Here is a 19,126-nt window from a genome sequence, read left to right as displayed (position 1 = left end):
ATCAGCTTTGGGACTTCCAGGCCTGGCCGTCGCGGCTATCGTACTTGTCGAACACCTGCGTGAGGCAGTCCTCCAGGCTCAGCCCGTTGACGTTGGCGAACGCGGCCAGCGTGAACAGCAGGTCCCCGACCTCGCCGGCCAGGTCCACGTCGCCCTTGCGCGGACGCAGACTCTCCAGCCGCTGCAGCGCGGACGCGACCTCCCCGAGCTCCTCGCTCAGCCGCGCAAGGATCTGGAACTTGTCCCAATAGCCACCGTGCGCGCGGATACAGGCATCCACCCGTTGCTGGGCCTGGGGCCGGTCCATGTCATCCTCCTTCTGCACGTCGATCGCGGGGTGGGCCGCTGACCTGGGGGTGTGAGCGCCACGTCGCGTGGAACGGCCGCCAGACAGGGCCTAAGCCTTTTGATGCCGCGCACGTATCGTACCCGATTGCTTTGACGGACCTGATGATACCGCATACCTTCAGGGCGGCAAGCCGGCCGGGTGGACGCAGCCCTCGACGATCGGCCGCTTCTCCAAAGTGGCTGTGGCCGGCCACGGCACGAGATCACCTATACCGGGGGAAGAGCGAGCATGTCTGCCAGGCGAGAGGATCTTAGCCCCGTCCCCGAGCAGACCGTTGCCTACTCGGCCAGCCTGATCGGCACGATCCGATCACACCTGGAGGGGCTGCAGGGATACGACGTGATGGCGCTGGAGCTCATCCAGAACGCCGACGACGCAGGCAGCGACGGCAAGGGCAATACGGCGACGGAGATCGTCTTCGACGTCACGGACCAGGGACTGGTGGTGCGCAACGATGGCGAGTTCACCTATTGCGGCGATCTCGGCCAGCGTATCTGTCCGCACGAGATTCGGGACGGATACGCCTGCGACTACCACCGCATCACCGAGGTCGCGAGCGGCGGCAAACTCTCCAGCGCCGACAATACGGGGCGCTTCGGTATCGGCTTCGTCTCCACTTACCAGATTGCGGATCATCCGCAGATTCAGTCGGCCGGGATCAGGCTGACCTTGATGCCGGAGCATGGCGAAAGTCGGGTCGAGCCCACGCCGGAGTCCTCCGGAACCAGCTTCTTCCTGCCCTGGGCGTCGGATCCCGCGTCCGAAACCCGGCGCCAGCTCGGCGCGTCGCCCTTCACCCATGAGCACATCGATCAGCTCGTTGCCGACTTCCGCGGTGTCCTGCGGCAGGCGCTGCTGTTCTTGCGGCGCATCAGGCGCGCGGAGCTGCGTCGGAACGGCAGGCTGGTCTTGGCTTGCGACCTCGACCGAGACCACGAGGACAAAACCGACCTGTTGATGTCTTTCGACAACGGCGACGTCGAGCGGTGGTTGATTCTGCGGGCGGACGCGGCCGTGGCCGCGTCAGAGCTGATGGATCGGTTCCCGCAACTGGCGCAGCTGAAGCGCAAGACGCGGGTGATGATCGGGATCAGGCTGGAGCCTGACCCGGTCCCCGACGGCGCCGGGTTGCTCTTCGCCTACCTGCCGACCGAGCAGCCAACGGGGCTGCCGCTCCACATCAACGCGGATTTCTTTCCGGAAGCGGACAGAAAATCCCTCATCTTCTCCGGCAAGCAGCACCAGCAGGCCTGGAACGAGCTGCTGATCAAGACCGCGGCCGAGACGCTCGCGGACAATCTGGAAATGCTGCAGGACAAGCTCGGGAGCGCGGCACTCTGGTCGCTGCTTTCCAGCGCGCTGCGGATCAAGCAGATCAGCACCGGGGCGCACCCGCCCGTGTTCGCGGCGTTCTGGGATGCGCTCAGCGCGGCGGTGGAGCGGGGCGCGGCCATCGCCGAGACGGCCACGGGTGATTTCGAACGTCCACGGGATGTCGTGTTGGCGCGCCAGCCGCTGGGCGATGACGCGCTGGCGGTCATGCAGGACCTCGGGGGAAAGGTCGCAAGCGAGGTTCTTCGGCCGCACCGGAACGCCCTGGTCCAGCTTGGCACGAAGGAGCTTGGGTTCCAGTATCTGGCGGACCGCATGGCGGCCTACTTCGGTGATCTGCCGGAAGAAGTCGAGCCGGAGCCGGCGGACCGGGTCGAGGCCTTCTACCGTCCGCTGTGGGAGCTGGCGGACTCGCTGCTTCCCCACGCGACCAGTCCAAAGGCGAGGGAGTCCGTCGAGAAGGCCAAAGGGATTCCCTTCATCATCGATCCGGATCGCTACCCCACCACCATCAACGCCGCCTACCGGGCGCTGCATCCCACGAGGGCCGCGGCGCTGCTCCAACTGTTTCCCTATCTCTGGTTCGGCAGCGACCTGCTCGCGGGCTTTCCGAATCTTCACGTCCGGATCGCCGCATTCGACCTGGGCAGGGCCACGGTCGAACTGCGCAGGCGCTTGCTCGACGAGGGGCAGGCGCCGGAGGACGTGGTTGGCACCGATAAGGACCGTCTCAAGCGCCTGTATGAGCTTCTGGCAGCCCTGGCAGATCAGGGAAATACAGACGCACAGACCTACGATTCGCTTCGAGCCTTGCCGATTTGGTCGACCGCACAGGGCTTCGTCTCCGCGGATGAAGCCCTCCTGCCGGGAGACTTCAGCGACCCGATCGGGCAAACCAGGCTGATCAAGCAGAACCTGCTGGATACCAGGGTGCGGCACTTCCTGCGCGAGCGGCTCGGTGTCGAGCGGCAGACCATCGAAGAGTATATCCGAGTCATCGTGCCCAGATTCATCGGCGAATCCGGACCGGAAGATCACGCCGCCTACCGAACCCTGATCGAAACCCTGGCCAACCATCCGTCGATCCTCGACAACGGAGAACTACGTCGGACCCTGGCTGACCTGCGCATGGTTCCGACCAAGGACGGCGGCTGGGCGCCCCCAGGCGAAACCTATTTCCGCACCGAAGAGCTCGTTTCAGTCCTGGGCGAAGCCGAGCATCGATGGGTCTATGTCTCCCGGGCAGGCAAGTCCCGCGCGGTGCGCGCGTTCTTGGAGAACCTGGGTGTGCGTCGGTCGCCCAGCGCGGCGCATCTGGCGGAGCGCATGCTGGAGCTGGCGTCGGACGGGCCGCCAACGGAAGCAGTGAGGAAGGCGAGCGAGAAGGCCTTCTATGAGATCTGTGATCGGTACAAGGCATCCGCGGAGAGCAACGACGTCCGCGCCGCCATATCGAAGCTCTCGGGCGAACACTGCTTCCCCGCCCATGGTGAAGCGGATGACTGGTTCTGGCCAGGAGACCTGTACGCGCCGTTTCGCTTCCAGGCCTTTGAGTCGCAGGCTTATGTGCTGGACTTCAAAAATACCCAGCGATTGAGCTCGGATTTGCTGGGTGATCTCGGGATCACAACCGAGCCCGGGACCGAGCTGGTGGTCAACCATCTGCTCCACTGCGTGGAGACGGGAGAGCCGGCCCATAAGCTCGTCTATCAGATCCTGAACGACCGGGCCAGGGTCGACGACACGGAGATTGGGCGCTTGCGCGGCACGCCCTGCATCTATCTGGAAGCAATTCCCGGATACGTCCGCCCTAACCAGATCTACCTGATTCCACAGCAGCTCGGTCAGTACACGTACAACGCGCCCGCCACCCTGGAGGAGTACAGGGCTCTGTTCAAGAGCTTGGGCGTCAAGGAGAGCCCGGAAGCGGCCGACTACGTGGACATCCTGCTGGACATCGTTGGCGCGCATTTTGCGCCCCAGACACCCCTCGGTGCCGCTGATCAGAAGATCTTCGATACCTGTATTGCCGGCATTGCTGCCGCCTGGAACGATGGTCTTCTGAGTGCCGGGGATCTGGAGAGGCTTCGCGAGGCGCCATCGATGCCGAACATGCACGGCCGCCTCCGTCATCCGGATGAGGTATTGCTGAAGGACAGTGAATACCATCGCGGGTTCTTCGGCGACGAGCTGGACGACACCCTCTGTCAGCCGGTCGCTCCGGCACTCGCGCCGTTCTTGGAGGGCCTCGGTATCCGGCGCCTGAGTGACGTTGCGACGATCGAGCTCGACTTCGTCGACGGGCCGGAGAACGCCGAGGATGGCATTTGCAGGACGCTGCGGGAGCGGTCCGAAATCATTGCCCGGATGCTCTATGCCCAGCCGCGCGAAACCAGAAACGCGCTCCGCGACGCGATTCAGTCTCTGGCGGCGCGAAGCCACGAAACGGTTCGCATCAAGGCGTCGCTGGCCCTCGACGCGGTTTGCGTCTCGGCAGAGCCCAAGGACGTCAAGGCCTTCTACGACGACCATGCAAACGAGCTCATCCTGGCGCGGCCGGTCACGGCGCGCAGCTGGTTGCCGGTGTTCAGCGCACTGCTCCACTTGCTGATGCCGGACGAGCGCCCGTCCCATATCTCCCATCTGTCGCTCGCCCTGCAGCCGCTGATGGGGATGTCGCTGGCAGACGCGGAGTTGTCGCTGGCGGATTCTGATATTCCATGCCTTGAGGTCGAAACCGAGGTCGACGCTGATGTGACGTCGCAGGATCTGGGAGGGCTGGGGGCCGAGCATGCAGACGAGGGGGATCTGGGAGCCGACCGGGACGGCGGTGACGAGACTGACGAAGCCCAGCGGGAGCGGGCCGCGGGCAGCGATGAGGACGTCACGTCCGCTTCCGGCGCGGCCAGCCATGGGGAAGATACGTCAACCGGAGGCACCGACGCCCAAGCTGACCAGGCATCTGACACGGCGGGCGGCGGCAGTGGAACACATCACGACACGCAGCAAAGCAGACGCGAAGGAGCGTCTACCGCAGCGGGAACCGACGGTGGCAAGACAAGCCCACAAGATGACTCGCCAACGGGTCGATCCACTGCGAAAGCCACCAGCAGCTCGGGCAGTTCCGGATCGCGGGCATCAACGAACAGCGCCGGCAGGAAGCCTGGTCGCGCCAAGCGCAAGTCACTGTGGGATCGAGAACTGATCTCGTACGCCCGACGCAGGCAGGCCGAGCCCGCCCCGGATGACGAAGGCAGCGGCGAGGATGCACAGTACAAGCTGGCCATCGAGGCCGCGGCACGCGCCATTGTCTGCGATTACGAGCGGGAACGCGGCAGATATCCCGAGGAGATGTCGCAGACCAACCCGGGCTTCGACGTCCTCAGCCGCAGGTCCGCTTCAGACGGGATCGACCGTTACATCGAGGTCAAAGGCACCAGTGGCGAGTGGAACAAGCGCGGCGTGGGTCTGTCGCGCCTTCAGTTCACCAACGCCCAGGACCTCGGTGATCGCTTCTGGCTCTACGTTGTCGAGTTCGCGCTGGATGAAGACAGCGCGAGGGTGCATGCCATCCAGAACCCGGCGTTCAGGGTCGACCACTTCATGTTCGATGGCGGTTGGCGGGATGCGGCCGCCGATGAGATGGCGGACCCCACCACCGGCTTCGTCGCAGGCGCCCGCATTGACTGCGGGCTGCTTGGTGCCGGCCGTATCGCGGAAGTGCTCGCCTCAGCCCAGAAACCGGAGCTGACCGTACACTTCGATGACGGCAGAAAGCGGCGCCTGCCATTGAACCTGAAGACGATGAGCCTGCTTCCGGAAGAAGACGATGACTGAGCTCTCCTGGGTATCATTCGGCAAGCTTCGCGCATGCAGCCGGGCGGACGTGCCGCCCGCTGCGGTCTGCATCACCGTTGCCGCCCTCGGTCTTGCTGCCCAAGTCGGGATGCGCTCGTCAAATCGAAACTGAGCCAGCTGGGGTTATGGTTGCGCCATGGAGACCGTCGCCGTCATCGACTTCGAGACCACCGGGCTGTATCCACAGTACGGAGACCGCCCGACCGAGATAGCCGTCATCATGATCCGCGACGGGGAGGTCATCGACCGTTACCAGAGCATCATGAACGCTGGCGTGCGGATCAGCGGCTTCATCACCTCTCTGACGGGCATCACCAACCAGATGGTGCATTCGGCGCCTCCCGCGGAGCGTGTGATGCGCGAGGCGGCGAAGTTCGTCGGCGACGCTCCGCTGGTGGCGCACAACGCATCATTCGACCGGCGCTTCTGGGACACGGAGCTCGAGCGCATTGGACGGACCCGCCGCGGGGCGTTCGCGTGCTCCATGCTCCTTGCGCGACGGCTGCTGCCCGATGCGCCCAACCACAAGCTTGGCACCCTAGTGGCCTACGCCGGCCTGCCTGCCGCCGGCGTCTACCACCGCGCGGAGGCGGACGCCGAGATGGCCGCCCATCTCACCATCCACCTGGAAAACCAACTTGCCGAGCGCTTCAGCCTGGGCACGGTGACCCACGACCTGCTGACGCAGATTCAGAAGGCCCCGAAGCACCAGTTGGTCCGGTGCGTCGAGCGGTACTGTCAGGCGTACGCATGATCTCGGGAAGCGCAGGTGCCCTGGAGGTAAGCGGGTGACGAATCGCGCGCTCTCGGCCGCTCTATGCTGCTTCTGGCTGTCCTCGTGTCGTGGTATCCGGGGGCGTGATTCGCTCAGCGCATCAGGTATGGCTTCGGCTTCACCGTACCGAAGGCCTCCGCCGCATTCACCAGCACCGGCTTGATCCAGCCGAGGCGGCTCTCGCTGCGCTGCTCGCCGTAGCGGATGCGCCGGAAGTGGCCGCGGCGCCAGTGGGGGCGGACGCTGCGGCTGTCGCTTGGGTTGCCGTCGGCCTGGTGCTGCTCGGTGCTGACGCCGACGCTCGGGCCGATGACGATGCGGTCGTAGGTCGCGGCCATGCGGCGCTTGATGCGCGCGGCCTTCTTCGGGCCGAGTCCCTTGAGGCGCTGTTGGAGCTGGCTGCGCTCGGGCAGGGGTGCCTGCTCGGCATCGGGCAGGTTCAGGTACAGGAGCACCTTGGCGAGGTGGCGGATGACCTCTGCGGTGAGGTCCATCTCGGTCTGGTCGGGGATCTCGAAGCCGGGCTGTGCCGCCGTGATCTCGGCGGAACGGTAGTAGGTGATGTGGCGCTCCAGCAGCGTGCCGAGGCAGGCGTCCTCGTCCTGGATGTAGAGCGAGATGTCCACCGAGGCATCATCCAACGGGTTGCCCTTGCCGACGGGGGAGCCGGTGATGGTCAGCTCCATCACGCGGGTCTCGCGGGTCGGGTCGAGCTGCAGGTGTCGCTCGCGGCCAGAGCCCTGGTGCTGGTCGCTGTGCGCCGGGATGCGGTAGCTGCCGACGTAGACGCCTTCCACCTCGTGCAGGCCGGACATGCGGTTGTTGATCTGCAAGCCCGACGGTCGCGCGAACTCGATGTAGACGATGGGGTACGGCGAGCGGAAGAAGCACGCTGGGAGCGCATCGCTGAGATCCGTCTCGGCGAGCTGCGCGTGCAGCCCATCGGCCACTTGCAGAATCGGGTCGCCCTGCGCCCGCAGCCGCGCCCTGGAGAGCATCAGCATCAGCAGGCCCACGTTCATCCCGGCCGGCGCGCCCATACTGGCCATGGCCAGCTCCAGCATCCCGGGCACCTTGTTGATGATCCACTCGGTGGAGACACCCTCGGCGCCAAGGTACGGTCGGGCGCCCTCGAGCACGCCGGTCTCGCCGAGCAGCACCTCTTCGATGGGACTGCCGAAGGCGGCGTCCACGCGCACCGGGTGGGGCAGCATCATCACGCCGGAATCGTTCGCTGAGCGCATGGTCAGGGGAGCTTCTCCGCGACAGTGGACCGATGTACGGCATATGACACCGAATCGAGGCGGCGCGCACTCATGGCCCGAACCATCCATGCTGGGCGCTGGCCTGCAACGCAGGGAGATGCCTCATGGGACTGGATCGGGCTCAGCGCCATCCTGGCCGACCTCACCGTCCGACAGCTCCTCCTCAATCTCTTTGACACTGGGAACAGCGTCGCGAAACGGCTCCGGCAGGGTCTCGACAAGGTGCGTCACGTAGTCGGCTATACCGATGGGCTTCTGCAGGTCCCGTAAGGCGTACTCGGCCAGAATCCGGTTCTTCGCGCGGCAGAGGATCAGGCCGATGGAAGGGTATCGCCCGCTTGCCGAAATCGGTCATCGACGGCCGAGAGATAGAAGTTCATCTTCCAGGCGGCCTCCGGCGTGAAGTCCCGTGCCTTGAGGTCAATGACCACGAAGCATCGCAGGGTGAGATGGTAGAAGAGCAGGTCCAGGAAGAAGTCCCGCTCGCCAACCTCCAGGTGCACTTGGCGACCGACCAGTGCAAAGCCAGTCCCGAGTTCCAGCAGGAAACGCTCGACATGCTTCAGCAGGCCGGTCTCGACCGCACGCTCGTTCGCGTCCTCGCGCAGGTTCAGGAAGTCGAAGAGATAAGGGTCCTTGGTGATCTGCTGCGCGAGGTCGGACTGAGGCGGGGGCAGCGTCGCCGGGAAGTTGCTCACCGCCTTGCCCTGGCGCGCGTGCAGCACAGACTGAATTTGCAGCGCAAGGACGTTGCGCGACCAGCCGTTCTCGATAGCCTTGGCGGCATACCAGAGGCGTTCATCCGGGGTCTGCAACTTGTCGAGCAACATGCAATGGTGGGTCCAGGGAATTTGTGCAGCAGGCTGCGGCACAAATACTGGGGCCGGCCAGGCGTCGGCGAAGGCGCGCATGTACTTGAGGTTGCGGGCCGAAAAGCCCTGCTGTCCGGGGAAGGCCGCGCGCAGTTCGCGCGACAATCGGTCGATGACCTTGGCACCCCAACCCTCGGCCGCCTGACGCTCCAGGATAATGCGCCCAATATCCCAGTACAGGGCCAGCAGCTCGCGGTTGGCTGCCAAGCCCGCGTGCACTTGGGCGGTTCGCACCCGCCCCTTGATCTCCTTCAGCAGCTCGGCATACCCCGTCGGCGACGTGAGATCAGGCGTCATCGCACCGCCCTCCCCTGTCCATAGTGACCAACTGATCGCAGGGCAACAGGCCACGCGTCCAGCTTCAGCGGCCAGAGGAGCCCACAGTCGTGGCCGATGACCGACATCGAGGGGTGCGTTGTGGACTGACGAGAATGCATATCGGGCACACTGTGGCCCCATCTGAGCAGATCGGCGATCGAGGGCATCGCGACCATTGCAGCGCTCAAGCCTCGATCTCGCCGTAAAGCATGGCGTGGTCCGAGAACGACTCGATTCAACGGAGCTGAGCATCCTTGTCCGGCAGCGTGCGCCAGCCGACGACCCTGATCGGGTGCCCGTCGAACTGTTTGAACCGCAGATGCTCGGCAGCGAAGGCATGATCGAGCTTGCTCGGCCCCGGCTTCTCCTTACCGTTCCACCAGCTCGCCTCGTGCGTCTTCGTGAGGCGCACCATCTTCACAGAGCGCATGCGGTTCTCCAGGAAGGCGATCTCCTCATCCGCTTCCAAATCGCTCTTCGGATTCCAGGCCGCGTTCAGGCCCATCGTGTTCAGGTCGCCCATGACAATGAAGTTGGCGCCGCGCCCTGGTGCGACTGCCTTGTCGAGCTTGCGCTTCAGGCTGGCGGCGTGCGCGAACATGTCGTCGCGCAGACCCGAATCCCTTGGATGGTCGAAGGACTTTGGATGCAGGAACAGGAAGGGGTAGTCGTCCTCGCCGTCGCGCAGGGTGGCGAGGGCACCGGGACGCAGGGGCGGGACCTTGCTTTGCAGCTCATCGCGCTGCGTCACGAAGGCCTGTATGGTGCGTCGCACGCCCACGAGGATCTCGATGGGACTGGTTGATTCCGTGATGGTGAAGGTGTGCTCCGGCATTCGGGACATCAGCGCGGAGAAGACATCGCGCCCTTTCACCTCGAAGATCGCGAAGACATCCGGGTCGTGCTCCGCGAAGACTTCGACCACGCGATTTACGCGCTCTGGCTGCCCGTGGAACTGCTCGACATTCCAGGACGCGAACGAGAACAGCTTGGTCATGTGCTCACCCTCCGCCGATAGAGGAACCTGGTTGCAATCCTGGGCATTCTGCCGCACTCGGCGGGGCTTTGTACGACGGAACCGAGACCGCAACAAACCATGAGCAACCAACGCCACACTTGGGCCTTTCGCCCGCGCTTTCGCGCCAACGCCTTCGGCTGGAAGGCGTCCAAGCTCGCGTCGCAGCGCCTGAAGGAGGCCCTCGCGGAGATCAAGGCGGTCGCCCGCAAGGACCCGCTCACCGCGGCCGACGGCGCCATCCTGCTGATGGAGAAGCTCTGGCCCGCGGTGCAGCATATCGATAGCTCCTCCGGTGCCTTGGGCAACGCGGTGAACAAGACGGTGCACGGGCTGATCGAGGTCGTGCTGGCGGCGCCGGCCGATGATGCGCTGTGGGAACGCTGGCTGACGCGGCTTTGGACGGCCTTCGAGGAGGATGGCGTCGATTTCCTGTGGGAGATGAACGAGCGCTGGGGCGAGCTGTGCCGGACACCGGAGCGGGCATCGCGCGCCGCCGACGAGCTGCTGCCGCGGGTCAAGGCAAGCTGGCAGGAGCGCTTCGGTTACTTCCGGGGCACGCCGGCTTGCCTCGATTGCCTGCGAGCGGCGGGGCGCTACGACGAGCTGCTCGCGCTGATCGATGCGGCGCCGGTGCTGTCCTGGCGCCATCGGCGCTTCGGGGTGCGGGCCCTCGCGGAGCAGGGTCGTACCGACGAGGCCATTGCCTATGCGCAGGCATCGCTTGGACTGAACGAAAGCACGTCGGACATCGCCGATGCCTGCGAGGCGATCCTGCTCGACGCCGGCCGGTCCGACGAGGCGTATGAGCGTTTCGCGCTGGAAGCCAACCGGGCAAGCACGTACCTCGCAACCTGCCGGGCGCTCATTAAGAAGTACCCGGACCGGGCACCGCGCGATATCCTGGACCGGCTCATCGCCGCGACGCCCGAGGACCCCGGCCGCTGGTTCGCGACGGCCAAGACACTCGGATTTCTGGACCTGGCCGCGGAACTGGCCGAACGCTCGCCGGTGGATATCGGCACCTTGCTGCGCGCGGCGCGGGATCATCTGGAGTCCGATCCCTCCTTCGCCCGGCAGGCGTCCGTCGCCGCGTTGCGCTGGATGGCCGCGGGACAGTTCTACGAGATCACGGCCGGCAACGTGTGGGACGCCCGCCGCTATGCCCTGAAGTCCGCGGCAGCGACCGGGCAGTCTGAAGTAATCGCGGCCTTCCTCGACGAGTTGATCGCCGACGCACAGGCCGACGCCTTCGTCCGCAAGCAGTTGGCGGCGCCCGACGGTGTGCGCCGCCCGATCTAGGGCAAGCTGTACCAAGCCCTTGGAACCCGCGCCCGAAGCGCCCGGAGATCAGCCCCGTCTCAGCGTCGTGCACGGGCCGCTTGTTGCCTCCGCTACAACGCGTCACAGCGGCGGAATCAGGCCGCGCCGGTGGCATATTGGGGGTTACCGCCCTACCGGAGAGCCGAGCCTCACGCTTAGTGTGGGCCACCCCGATCGCCAATCCGGAAACGGCCCGATGACTGATGCGGACCTGCAATCCCTCGTGCCGCTGCTCGCCTGCCCACAGTGCGGCTCGGCTTCCCTATCGAGCCCGGTGCGCGCATCAGCGTTCGCCTGCGCCGGCTGTCGAGCAAGCTTTCCGCGCAGCCCCAGCGGCGCTCTCGACCTGAGACCCCAGCGCCCGCGCACCCTCAGCCAGGCCTTCGAGATCGATCCTTGCCCCGATCGGGCGTTCGCGGCGAGCGTCCAGCCGCTGCCGATGCACGCCGAGCCCGAGGTCGATTTTTCCGGGATGCAGCCGCCGCCGCACCTGACACGCGCACTCCTGAGCCACTTCCCAAGCGCCGATCATCCGGGCCAGCCGATGCTCGATATTGGCTGCGGAGATGGCGCGCATCGCCCGGTCTGCGAGCACGCGGGGTTCCGCTACGTTGGCCTCGATTACGATTCTGCGAAGGCCGATATCCTGGCTGACGCCCATCTACTGCCGTTTCGTGACCAGACCTTCCAGTTCGTGATTTCGATCGCCGTTCTCCACTACCTGCACTTCCCGCTGCAGGCCATGCGCGAGGTCTATCGGGTTCTCAAGCCGGGTGGTGTGTTCATCGGCAACGTCGCCTTTCTGGAACCGTTTCATGGAACCCTTTACCACCACACACATTGGGGCACGGAGCATAGCCTACGGCAAGGCGGGCTCGAGGTGCGGCATCTGGGGCCGACGCCAGACTGGCCGGTACTCACCGCCCAAGCCGAAATGGGCCTGTTCCCGCGCATGCCGCCGATACTCCCGCGGGCGATCGTTGCGCCGGTGCAGTGGCTGCACCGACTGTGGTGGGCCGCTGGCGGGCTCATCAGAGAGGGCGCGAACGAAGCTATCCGGCGCAGTAACACCGCAGGGTCGTTCGACTTTGTCGCATATCGGCCTCGATGACTTTCCTGCGCGTGAGCATGCAGCAGCCGGAGATGCCGCCAGCTGCCAGGTGGCCGTGGTGGGGAAGGCGAGGAAGCGGTTCAGCGCGCTGCAATCGCGCCGACCATCGCGAAGGGCTCGATGGCGCGAAAGCCGTCGCGCTTCAGCAGCCGGCGCCGGTGGGGGAAGGCGGCGACGGCGGCTACCGGGTCCACCCGCTCCAGGGCGGTGAAGTCGATGCGGCCGAAGCCGTCGCGGTCGAAGTCGACGGAGAGCAGATAGTCGTCGTTGATGGCGCCGGTGGCGGCGTCGGGGCGCTGTGAATAACCGGAGACCACCACCCGTCCGATGCCCGGCAGGGTTGCGAAGACGGTGCCCGCGCAGCGCAGTACCACGCCGTGCACATGGGCGGCGTATTCTTGGCGCAGGCGGGTCTTGGGCTTCGGCTGGATCAGCAGGCGCCGCCGGCGCTTGGCCAGGCGCGCCTCGCGCTGGGGCAGGTCGGCGATCTCCGGCAGGTCTACGTCGAGCCAGACGGTTGCCGCGTGCGGCTGGATGTCGAAGCTCACCAGGGTCTCGCGGGGCCAGTCCAGGTCGTCCAGCGCCGCGGCGAGCAGTGTCTCCATCAGCTCTGGATCGGTGCGCAGACGCTCCGGGAAGCGGCGCGCGTGCTCGGCCTCTGCGGCGTCGTGGGCCACCTTGCGCCGGCGCCAGTCGGCGTGGGCCCGCTTCCAGCGGGCGACGGCCCGGCGGTGCTCCTCGGCGCGGGCGCGCTTTTGCGCCAGCCAGGCCTGGTGGCGCCGGCGATGCTCGGCGTCTGCGGCGGCGACGCGCTGCGCGTGCGCGCTCCGGCCCAGGCCGAACAGCCGGGTGAGCAGGCCCGGCTCGGGGCGGGCCGGCGGTTCGGGCGCAGGGGCCATGGGTGGCGTCGGCGGCGGCTCGGGCTCCGGCTCGGCGAAGGCGACGCGCAGATGCTCGGGCTCGCCCGTCGGTGCCGGGGTATCCAGATGGATGTTGGCGAGCAACTCGACATCGCCGTTGATGGCGTCCATGCGCTCGTTCAGCCAGGCGCCGATGGCCTCGCCCTGCTGCGCCCAGAGCAGGCGTCGGTGGTCGCCAGACAGGGGCTTACCCTGCGCATCGGTGGCGAGCAGTTCGCCCCTGTCGCCCAGGGCCAGGCTCACCTCGGCCAACGCGTCGGTGCGGCGACGGGCCGCGGCGCGGGCGTGCTCGCGGCGCTCGCGCCCGCGGTGGCGCTCGGCGCGGCCGCGCTCGGCTGGCGTGTCAATGCGTCGGCGATACGACAGGCCGGTGCCCGGCAGCCCGACGTTGGCATGCGTGCCGCGGCGGCCGATGGTGACGGAAGCGCCGCGGGGCCCCAGGCTCAGGCTTGCGCCGCCCTTGCTCAGGTTGATGCGGATGCCGGGTGCGATCCTGAGGGTACGCTGGAAGCGAAAGGCCATGCGGTGTCGTTGTCCTGTCTGAACGGGTGCGCACACCGCGACGTCGCGGTGTCGCGGTTGTTCGCGACGGCGCGCGCGCAGGCCGCGGCACCGGGGACATCACCGGGGTCGGACACGGCAGCACCGTAGACCAACACATGATGACGCTTTCGAGCAGCGTTTGCACGCCCGGCGGGATCGACCTGCGGGCACGGGCGCCATCCAGGGTGCGCCCGGACCGTTGTCAGTACACGGCCTCAATGAGGGTTTGGGGCTCGTCGCCCACGGCGGGGTCCAGGATGGAGCTGTGACCGGACAGCGCACCCAGATGCTCTTCGCGCACCCATTCGCGCTGTCCACCGCGGGCATCGGCGCCGAGCGCCTCCCCGGTGGCCGGGTCGACGCGGATCTGCACCAGCCCCGGGGGCACACGCAGCACCCCTTCGGACTTGTCCGCCAGGGCCTGTGACATGAAGTCCATCCACAGCGCGAGCGCCGACTGGCCGCCGGTCTCCCCGGCCCCGAGCGGCGATGAATCGTCGAATCCCATCCAGGCGATGGCCACCAGGTCCCGCTGGTAGCCGCAGAACCAGGCATCGCGAACATCGTTGGTGGTGCCGGTCTTGCCGGCGATGTCCGCGCGGCCCAGCGCGCGGGCGCGCCGGGCCGTACCGGCCTGGATCACGTCCTGCAGCATGGTATGCATTTGGTAGGCGATGCGCGGCTCGAGCACGGGCACGCGCTGCGGCGGCCGTGGATTGCCTGCGTCGCCGGCCGCCGTTACAGGCGCGACGGTGCCGTCCTGATCCGTCACCCGCAGGATGAGATGCGGCCGGACGCGGTAGCCACCATTGGCGAACACCGCGTAAGCCCTGGCCATCTCCAGCAGCGACACGGTGCCCGTGCCCAGTGCCAGCGTCAGGCCCTGCGGCATCCGCATCGGATCGAAGCCGAAGCCTGTGGCGAACCCGCGCGCCCGCTCAACCCCCACCTGATCCAGCAGATTCACCGCGGCGAGGTTGCGGGAGCGGACCAGGGCGGTTCGCAACCGGATGGGCCCGAGGGCGCGATGGTCGAAATTGGCGGGCTCCCAGACCTGGGTGCGCGAGAGTCTGACGGACACGGGCTCGTCGCGCACCAGGCTCGCCGGCGTCCATCCCTGCGCCAGGGCCGCGGCGTAGACGAAGGGCTTGAAGGCGGACCCCGGCTGGCGCTGCGCATGCACGGCCCGGTTGAACTGGCTGGCGGCGAAGTCGTAACCGCCCACCATGGCCAGGATGCGGCCATCTTCGGGCGCCAGCACCAGCAGTGCGGCGGCCACCTGCGGGCGCTGCGACAGCAGCCACTGTCCCTGCGCATCCCGTCGCAGGCGCACCAGATCGCCGGCGCCCAACACCCGATCCACCCGCCGCGGCCGCGGTCCCTGCCGATCGGCGCTCAAGAAGGGCCGCGCCCAGGCCACCGCGGTGAGCCCCAGCCGGGCCTGCGACCCATCCGCCAGCTCCACCCGCGCCGAGCGGGCGTCCGCGGCGAGCACCACCCCCGCCGTCAGACCCGGCAGCGCCTGGGCTTGCGCCAGCAAGGCCGCCGCCGCCGCCGTTTGCGCCGGGCCGTCCAGGGCCGTGAGCTCGGGATGGCGGGACTCGGGGCCCCGGTAGCCGTGGCGCTGGTCATAGGCGAGCACGGCCTGGCGCACCGCCCGCTGCGCCGCGGTCTGCAGGCGGGCGTCGATGCTGGTGTGGACCCGGTAACCGCGTTTGTAGGCGCCATCGCCATAGCGCTCCACCATCTGCGCGCGGGCCATCTCGGCGGCGTAACCGGCCGCCAGGGCCGGCGCCTGCTCGCGCAGCCGGGCGCCGTCGGGCGCCGCCCGGGCGCTGCGGTAGGCGGTGGCGTCGATGTAGCCCAGGGCGTGCATGCGCCCGAGCACATAATTGCGCCGTGCCAGGGCGCGCCGGGGCGCGGCGATGGGATTCACCGCCGACGGCGCCTTGGGGATGGCCGCCAACATGGCGGACTCCGCCAGCGTCAGCTCGGCGAGCGACTTGCCGTAGTACAGCTCCGCCGCCGCGGCGACGCCGTGGGCACGGAAGCCGAAGAAGACCTTGTTCAAGTACAGGCTCAGGATGTCTTCTTTGCTGAGACGGCGCTCCAGCTCCAGCGCCATCAGCACTTCCGTGAGCTTGCGCTCGAAGCGCTTGTCGGGAGAGAGCAGGAAATTGCGCACCACCTGCATGGTGATGGTGCTGCCGCCCTCGCGCGGCTCGCCGGTTTGCAGGTAGCGCACGGCGGCCCGGCCCAGCCCCCGTAGATCCACCCCCGGGTGGTGGAAGAAACGCGCATCCTCGGCGGCCACGAAGGCGTCGATGAGCCGCCGGGGCATGTCCGCGAAGGCGACGGGCCGTCGCCGCTCGGTGCCGAATGCCGCCATCAGCTGGCCATCGGCCGAAAAAATCCGCAGCGGCTCGGCCAGGGTCAGGGCCCCGGTCAGGTCGGTGCGCGACAGACGCTCGAGGCTCGCCCACACGAAGGCGACGGCCGCCAGCGCTACAGTTGCGGCGAGCACGACCGCCGGCGCGATGCCCCGCCAGAAGCCACTGCGGCGACGAGTCGGCATGGTCGAATGCTGGGACTGGGCTGGAAGCTGGGGGCTGGGCTGGGCTGGAAGCTGGATTGGCGGGTGGGCGCCGCGGCGGCGCCCGTCAGCCGGACAGGTCGACGTCGAAGAACCGCTGTTCCCAGTCGCGCCGGCTGTCGGCCTCCCGCGGCTCCGTCACAAAGGTGTTGGGCCGCGCCCGATAGCGCGAGAGCTCCACCTCGGGGATGCCGAGCACCCGGGAGACCTTGCGCAGATAGCCCTGGGTTTCGGCGTAGGGCGGCACACCGCCGTGGCGTTGTACGGCGCCCTCGCCGGCATTGTAGCCGGCCAGTGCCAGGCGCACGTCGCCGTCGAAGCGCCGCAGAAGCCAGTGCAGGTAGGCCATGCCACCGCGCAGGTTCTGCCGCGGGTCCCAGGGATCGTGCACGCCAAACCGCTGCGCCGTCGCCGGAATGAGCTGCATCAGGCCCTGCGCCCGCTTCGGCGACTGGGCCCTGGGATCGAAGTTGGACTCCACCTGGATCACCGCCAGCACCAGCTCGGGGCTCAGATCGAATTGCGGCGCCATGCCCCGCACCAGACGCTCGATCTCGGGGCGCGTAATCACGTCGGCCAGGCCCGGGCCCGACGCCGGATGATCCGCCGGGTCCGACCCTGGGCGGGCCTCCGGCGTGACGGCGGCCGCCGCCTGCGCCGCGCCGCCGCCCGACTGCCCCGCCGCCGGCAGCGACCGGCTCACCATGTCCGCACTGAGCACGCACGGCGGCTGGGCGGGAATGTCCACGCCCGTCAGATCCCAGCGTGCCAGGGGCTTGCTCGCCGCCGCGTAGTCCGATGCCACCGCCCGCAGGAACCAGGCCGCCGCCAGGATCTCGTCCCGTTGCCGGGTGAGGGTGCGGGCGTAGATCTCGCCCAGCCGGTACTGGGCCTCGCCACTGCCCTGGCGCGCCGCGGCGCAGTAGAGCTGGATGGCGCGGTCCATATCCTGCGGCGCCATCACACCGTAGAAGTAGCGCTTGCCCCATTCCAACAGCCGACCCGTATCACCGTCGGCCAATACCTCGTCGAAGGCCGCCGCGGCGACATCCCCGCAGAGCACCGCCGCCACCGCCATGGACAGCCAGCGCCAGGCGCGCCGCCCGGCCGGCGCCTCGACGCAGCCGCCGCGTGCGTGCGCCGGGCGCCGCGGGCCGGCAACCGCCGGCGCCACGCCGTCAGCACCGCAGCCATTGGAGCGAGCACGGGCAATCATCGATACCTCCTTTGCGTTGTAACGCGACTTGGCGGCGTCCCATACGCCGTTACGGTGCGGACCTGGCGTTTGCCGATGACCGGCGCCGGCGGCTAATGACAGCCTCAGGGCCCGATGGTGGTCATCCGCCCGCTCATCCGGTGACGCCACCCGAAAAGCCCAGTGCGACACAATTGATCCGACAGCGTTTTGCAGCTGCCGTGCACCATGGATGGCCCAACGGGAGTGTACAGGATTCTGTATAGCGCGGGTACTTGCCGCGGGTCAATACGCAGATCCGTCTCCTTTCATACGAAACCGGCGTTGATGCCTATCCTGGCAAAGCTGAAGGATCACCGCTTCATGGCATCGGGGCTTCCCCCATTATTGCACCCGTCATCGATCCAGGCGGGCATTCGTCGGCCCCTGACCGGCCGGCGCCATCACTTGATCTGAAGCGCCTCAGCGGCGGCGGCCGGTGTCGCACGCCCGTTGGCGCAAGCCGGCTCAGGCGGTGCGTAAGCTATTGACTTATATGCGAAATATTGGCGTCAACCGGGCGGCGGACCGACCAGGTCATAGGTGGGCCCGTTGATGTTGTGGCCGGCGGCGATGGCCTGCGCGGCCTGGGCCATCAGGCAATCCTCCATGCCCTGTTCAGGCCGAATCGGACGCTCAAACAAGATGCTCTGCCATATCGCCCGGCGCCCACGTGTATCACACTGGACCCCATACGAAGGCGACGCACGGGCTCGAAATTTCCTGGTTGGCAGAGGCGACGCAACCCCGGAATCCGCGGGATACAGACATGGCCGTCGAAGGGAGCGAGGAGCGCATGTATCCATTGGCAGGAGGCAACGAGTCACAGACGGATTCGCGACCACAGCTGACAGGCTACACCGGGAAGGGAGACCCGGTGGCACTTGGGCCATCGGGCAACCAAGGCACGCAGGTGGCCGGCGATCGAACGCGACGCGCCGGTCCGATCGCGATTCCCGGCCGGGATGGCCGGGATGAGCAATACGCCAGGGCTGCTGAGCAGACGCAGCCCCGGCATTCTCACTTAGAGGCATCGAACGATGTTGAATATGCTATTGGCCTTTTGGCGTGATGAGGATGGGAACGAGCTGGTGACTTGGCTGGTCATCGCGGCACTTGTTGTGGCGATTGCGGTTGCCGTATTTGGAGCCGATGGGACTTTGCAGACTGCATTGAGTGGTGCAGTCACCTACATCCAAGGCGTGATTGATGGCGTTTCAGGCACAGGCACCTAAGACGACACCTTATCCTTAGGCAGAAGGGCTGAGTCGTGCAAAGTAAAAAAACAGAGCTTCTATATCGGCTCAGCCCCTTCATGCGAAGCGCCGAGGGCAACGAGTTAGTCTCTTGGGTGATCGTCGCTGCGGCAGTTTTATAGTTATCCGCAAAATTCTTTATAGTTTAAGACATGTGGCACGAATCGCTCGACCCACCACCGGGCATAGGAACAGTATTGAGCAGATTCATCCCAGGTTCTGCGAATCTGGCTGCGCAACTCATCGAGCGAGCTGATGAAGCTGACCGAAATCACCCGCTTGATTGTTTTCCAGATGAACTCGATCGGATTGAGATCCGGTGCGTACGCCGGCAGAAAGACAAGCTCGATGGCGTTGTCCTC

12 protein-coding genes and 1 pseudogene are annotated in these 19,126 nt (G+C 66.8%); 5 read left to right on the top strand and 8 right to left on the bottom strand.

The window, feature by feature from the left end; genetic code table 11:
- Window position 1: 1 nt before the first annotated feature.
- On the bottom strand, window positions 2–325 hold the full coding sequence (locus QZ588_RS13010; protein ID WP_295543372.1) for a MazG nucleotide pyrophosphohydrolase domain-containing protein: 324 nt from the start codon (window positions 323–325) through the stop codon (window positions 2–4).
- Between the two features lie 252 nt (window positions 326–577).
- Between QZ588_RS13010 and QZ588_RS13005 the strand changes: the two genes are divergently transcribed.
- On the top strand, window positions 578–5,518 hold the full coding sequence (locus QZ588_RS13005) for a DUF3883 domain-containing protein (RefSeq protein ID WP_295543371.1): 4,941 nt from the start codon (window positions 578–580) through the stop codon (window positions 5,516–5,518).
- 157 nt (window positions 5,519–5,675) lie between these two features.
- Window positions 5,676–6,293, top strand: a complete 618-nt coding sequence (locus tag QZ588_RS13000) for a 3'-5' exonuclease (protein ID WP_295543370.1) — start codon at window positions 5,676–5,678, stop codon at window positions 6,291–6,293.
- Window positions 6,294–6,406: 113 nt separating this feature from the next.
- Here QZ588_RS13000 and QZ588_RS12995 read toward each other — a convergent pair whose 3' ends face one another.
- The 3 genes and pseudogenes from QZ588_RS12995 to QZ588_RS12985 all read right to left on the bottom strand — a co-directional run bounded on the left by QZ588_RS12995 (window position 6,407) and on the right by QZ588_RS12985 (window position 9,766).
- Entirely contained in the window at window positions 6,407–7,531 is a 1,125-nt protein-coding gene (locus tag QZ588_RS12995; RefSeq protein WP_295543369.1) for a hypothetical protein, read from the bottom strand.
- Between the two features lie 150 nt (window positions 7,532–7,681).
- A pseudogene (locus tag QZ588_RS12990) lies at window positions 7,682–8,748 on the bottom strand (PDDEXK nuclease domain-containing protein).
- 256 nt (window positions 8,749–9,004) lie between these two features.
- Entirely contained in the window at window positions 9,005–9,766 is a 762-nt protein-coding gene (locus tag QZ588_RS12985; RefSeq protein WP_295543368.1) for an endonuclease/exonuclease/phosphatase family protein, read from the bottom strand.
- A 99-nt stretch (window positions 9,767–9,865) separates the two neighbouring features.
- Here QZ588_RS12985 and QZ588_RS12980 point away from each other — a divergent pair, with 99 nt between their 5' ends.
- Window positions 9,866–11,086: a hypothetical protein gene (locus QZ588_RS12980; RefSeq protein WP_295543367.1), complete on the top strand. Its 1,221-nt coding sequence runs from the start codon at window positions 9,866–9,868 to the stop codon at window positions 11,084–11,086.
- Window positions 11,087–11,303: 217 nt separating this feature from the next.
- Window positions 11,304–12,218 carry a class I SAM-dependent methyltransferase gene (locus QZ588_RS12975; RefSeq protein WP_295543366.1) on the top strand — a complete coding sequence of 305 codons (915 nt, stop codon included), beginning with the start codon at window positions 11,304–11,306 and terminating at the stop codon, window positions 12,216–12,218.
- An 80-nt stretch (window positions 12,219–12,298) separates the two neighbouring features.
- On the opposite strand, the gene QZ588_RS12970 is transcribed toward QZ588_RS12975, so the two are convergent.
- The 3 genes from QZ588_RS12970 to QZ588_RS12960 form a co-directional block, all read right to left on the bottom strand.
- On the bottom strand, window positions 12,299–13,660 hold the full coding sequence (locus QZ588_RS12970; RefSeq protein WP_295543365.1) for a DUF4236 domain-containing protein: 1,362 nt from the start codon (window positions 13,658–13,660) through the stop codon (window positions 12,299–12,301).
- A 223-nt stretch (window positions 13,661–13,883) separates the two neighbouring features.
- Window positions 13,884–16,256: a penicillin-binding protein 1A gene (locus QZ588_RS12965; RefSeq protein ID WP_295543364.1), complete on the bottom strand. Its 2,373-nt coding sequence runs from the start codon at window positions 16,254–16,256 to the stop codon at window positions 13,884–13,886.
- Window positions 16,257–16,341: 85 nt separating this feature from the next.
- Window positions 16,342–17,490 carry a transglycosylase SLT domain-containing protein gene (locus tag QZ588_RS12960; protein ID WP_295543363.1) on the bottom strand — a complete coding sequence of 383 codons (1,149 nt, stop codon included), beginning with the start codon at window positions 17,488–17,490 and terminating at the stop codon, window positions 16,342–16,344.
- A gap of 1,067 nt (window positions 17,491–18,557) precedes the next feature.
- On the opposite strand from QZ588_RS12960, the gene QZ588_RS12955 reads away from it, so the two are divergent.
- Window positions 18,558–18,743, top strand: a complete 186-nt coding sequence (locus QZ588_RS12955) for a hypothetical protein (protein WP_295543362.1) — start codon at window positions 18,558–18,560, stop codon at window positions 18,741–18,743.
- A gap of 143 nt (window positions 18,744–18,886) precedes the next feature.
- Here QZ588_RS12955 and QZ588_RS12950 read toward each other — a convergent pair whose 3' ends face one another.
- Window positions 18,887–19,114, bottom strand: coding sequence for a transposase (locus QZ588_RS12950; protein WP_295543383.1), 228 nt, complete (start codon window positions 19,112–19,114; stop codon window positions 18,887–18,889).
- Window positions 19,115–19,126 lie beyond the last annotated feature (12 nt).

The organism is uncultured Thiohalocapsa sp. (assembly GCF_913062725.1).
Classification (GTDB): domain Bacteria; phylum Pseudomonadota; class Gammaproteobacteria; order Chromatiales; family Chromatiaceae; genus Thiohalocapsa.
The sequence above is the reverse complement of the archived record's forward strand: the minus strand, read 5'-3'. Positions and strand labels throughout refer to the sequence as shown.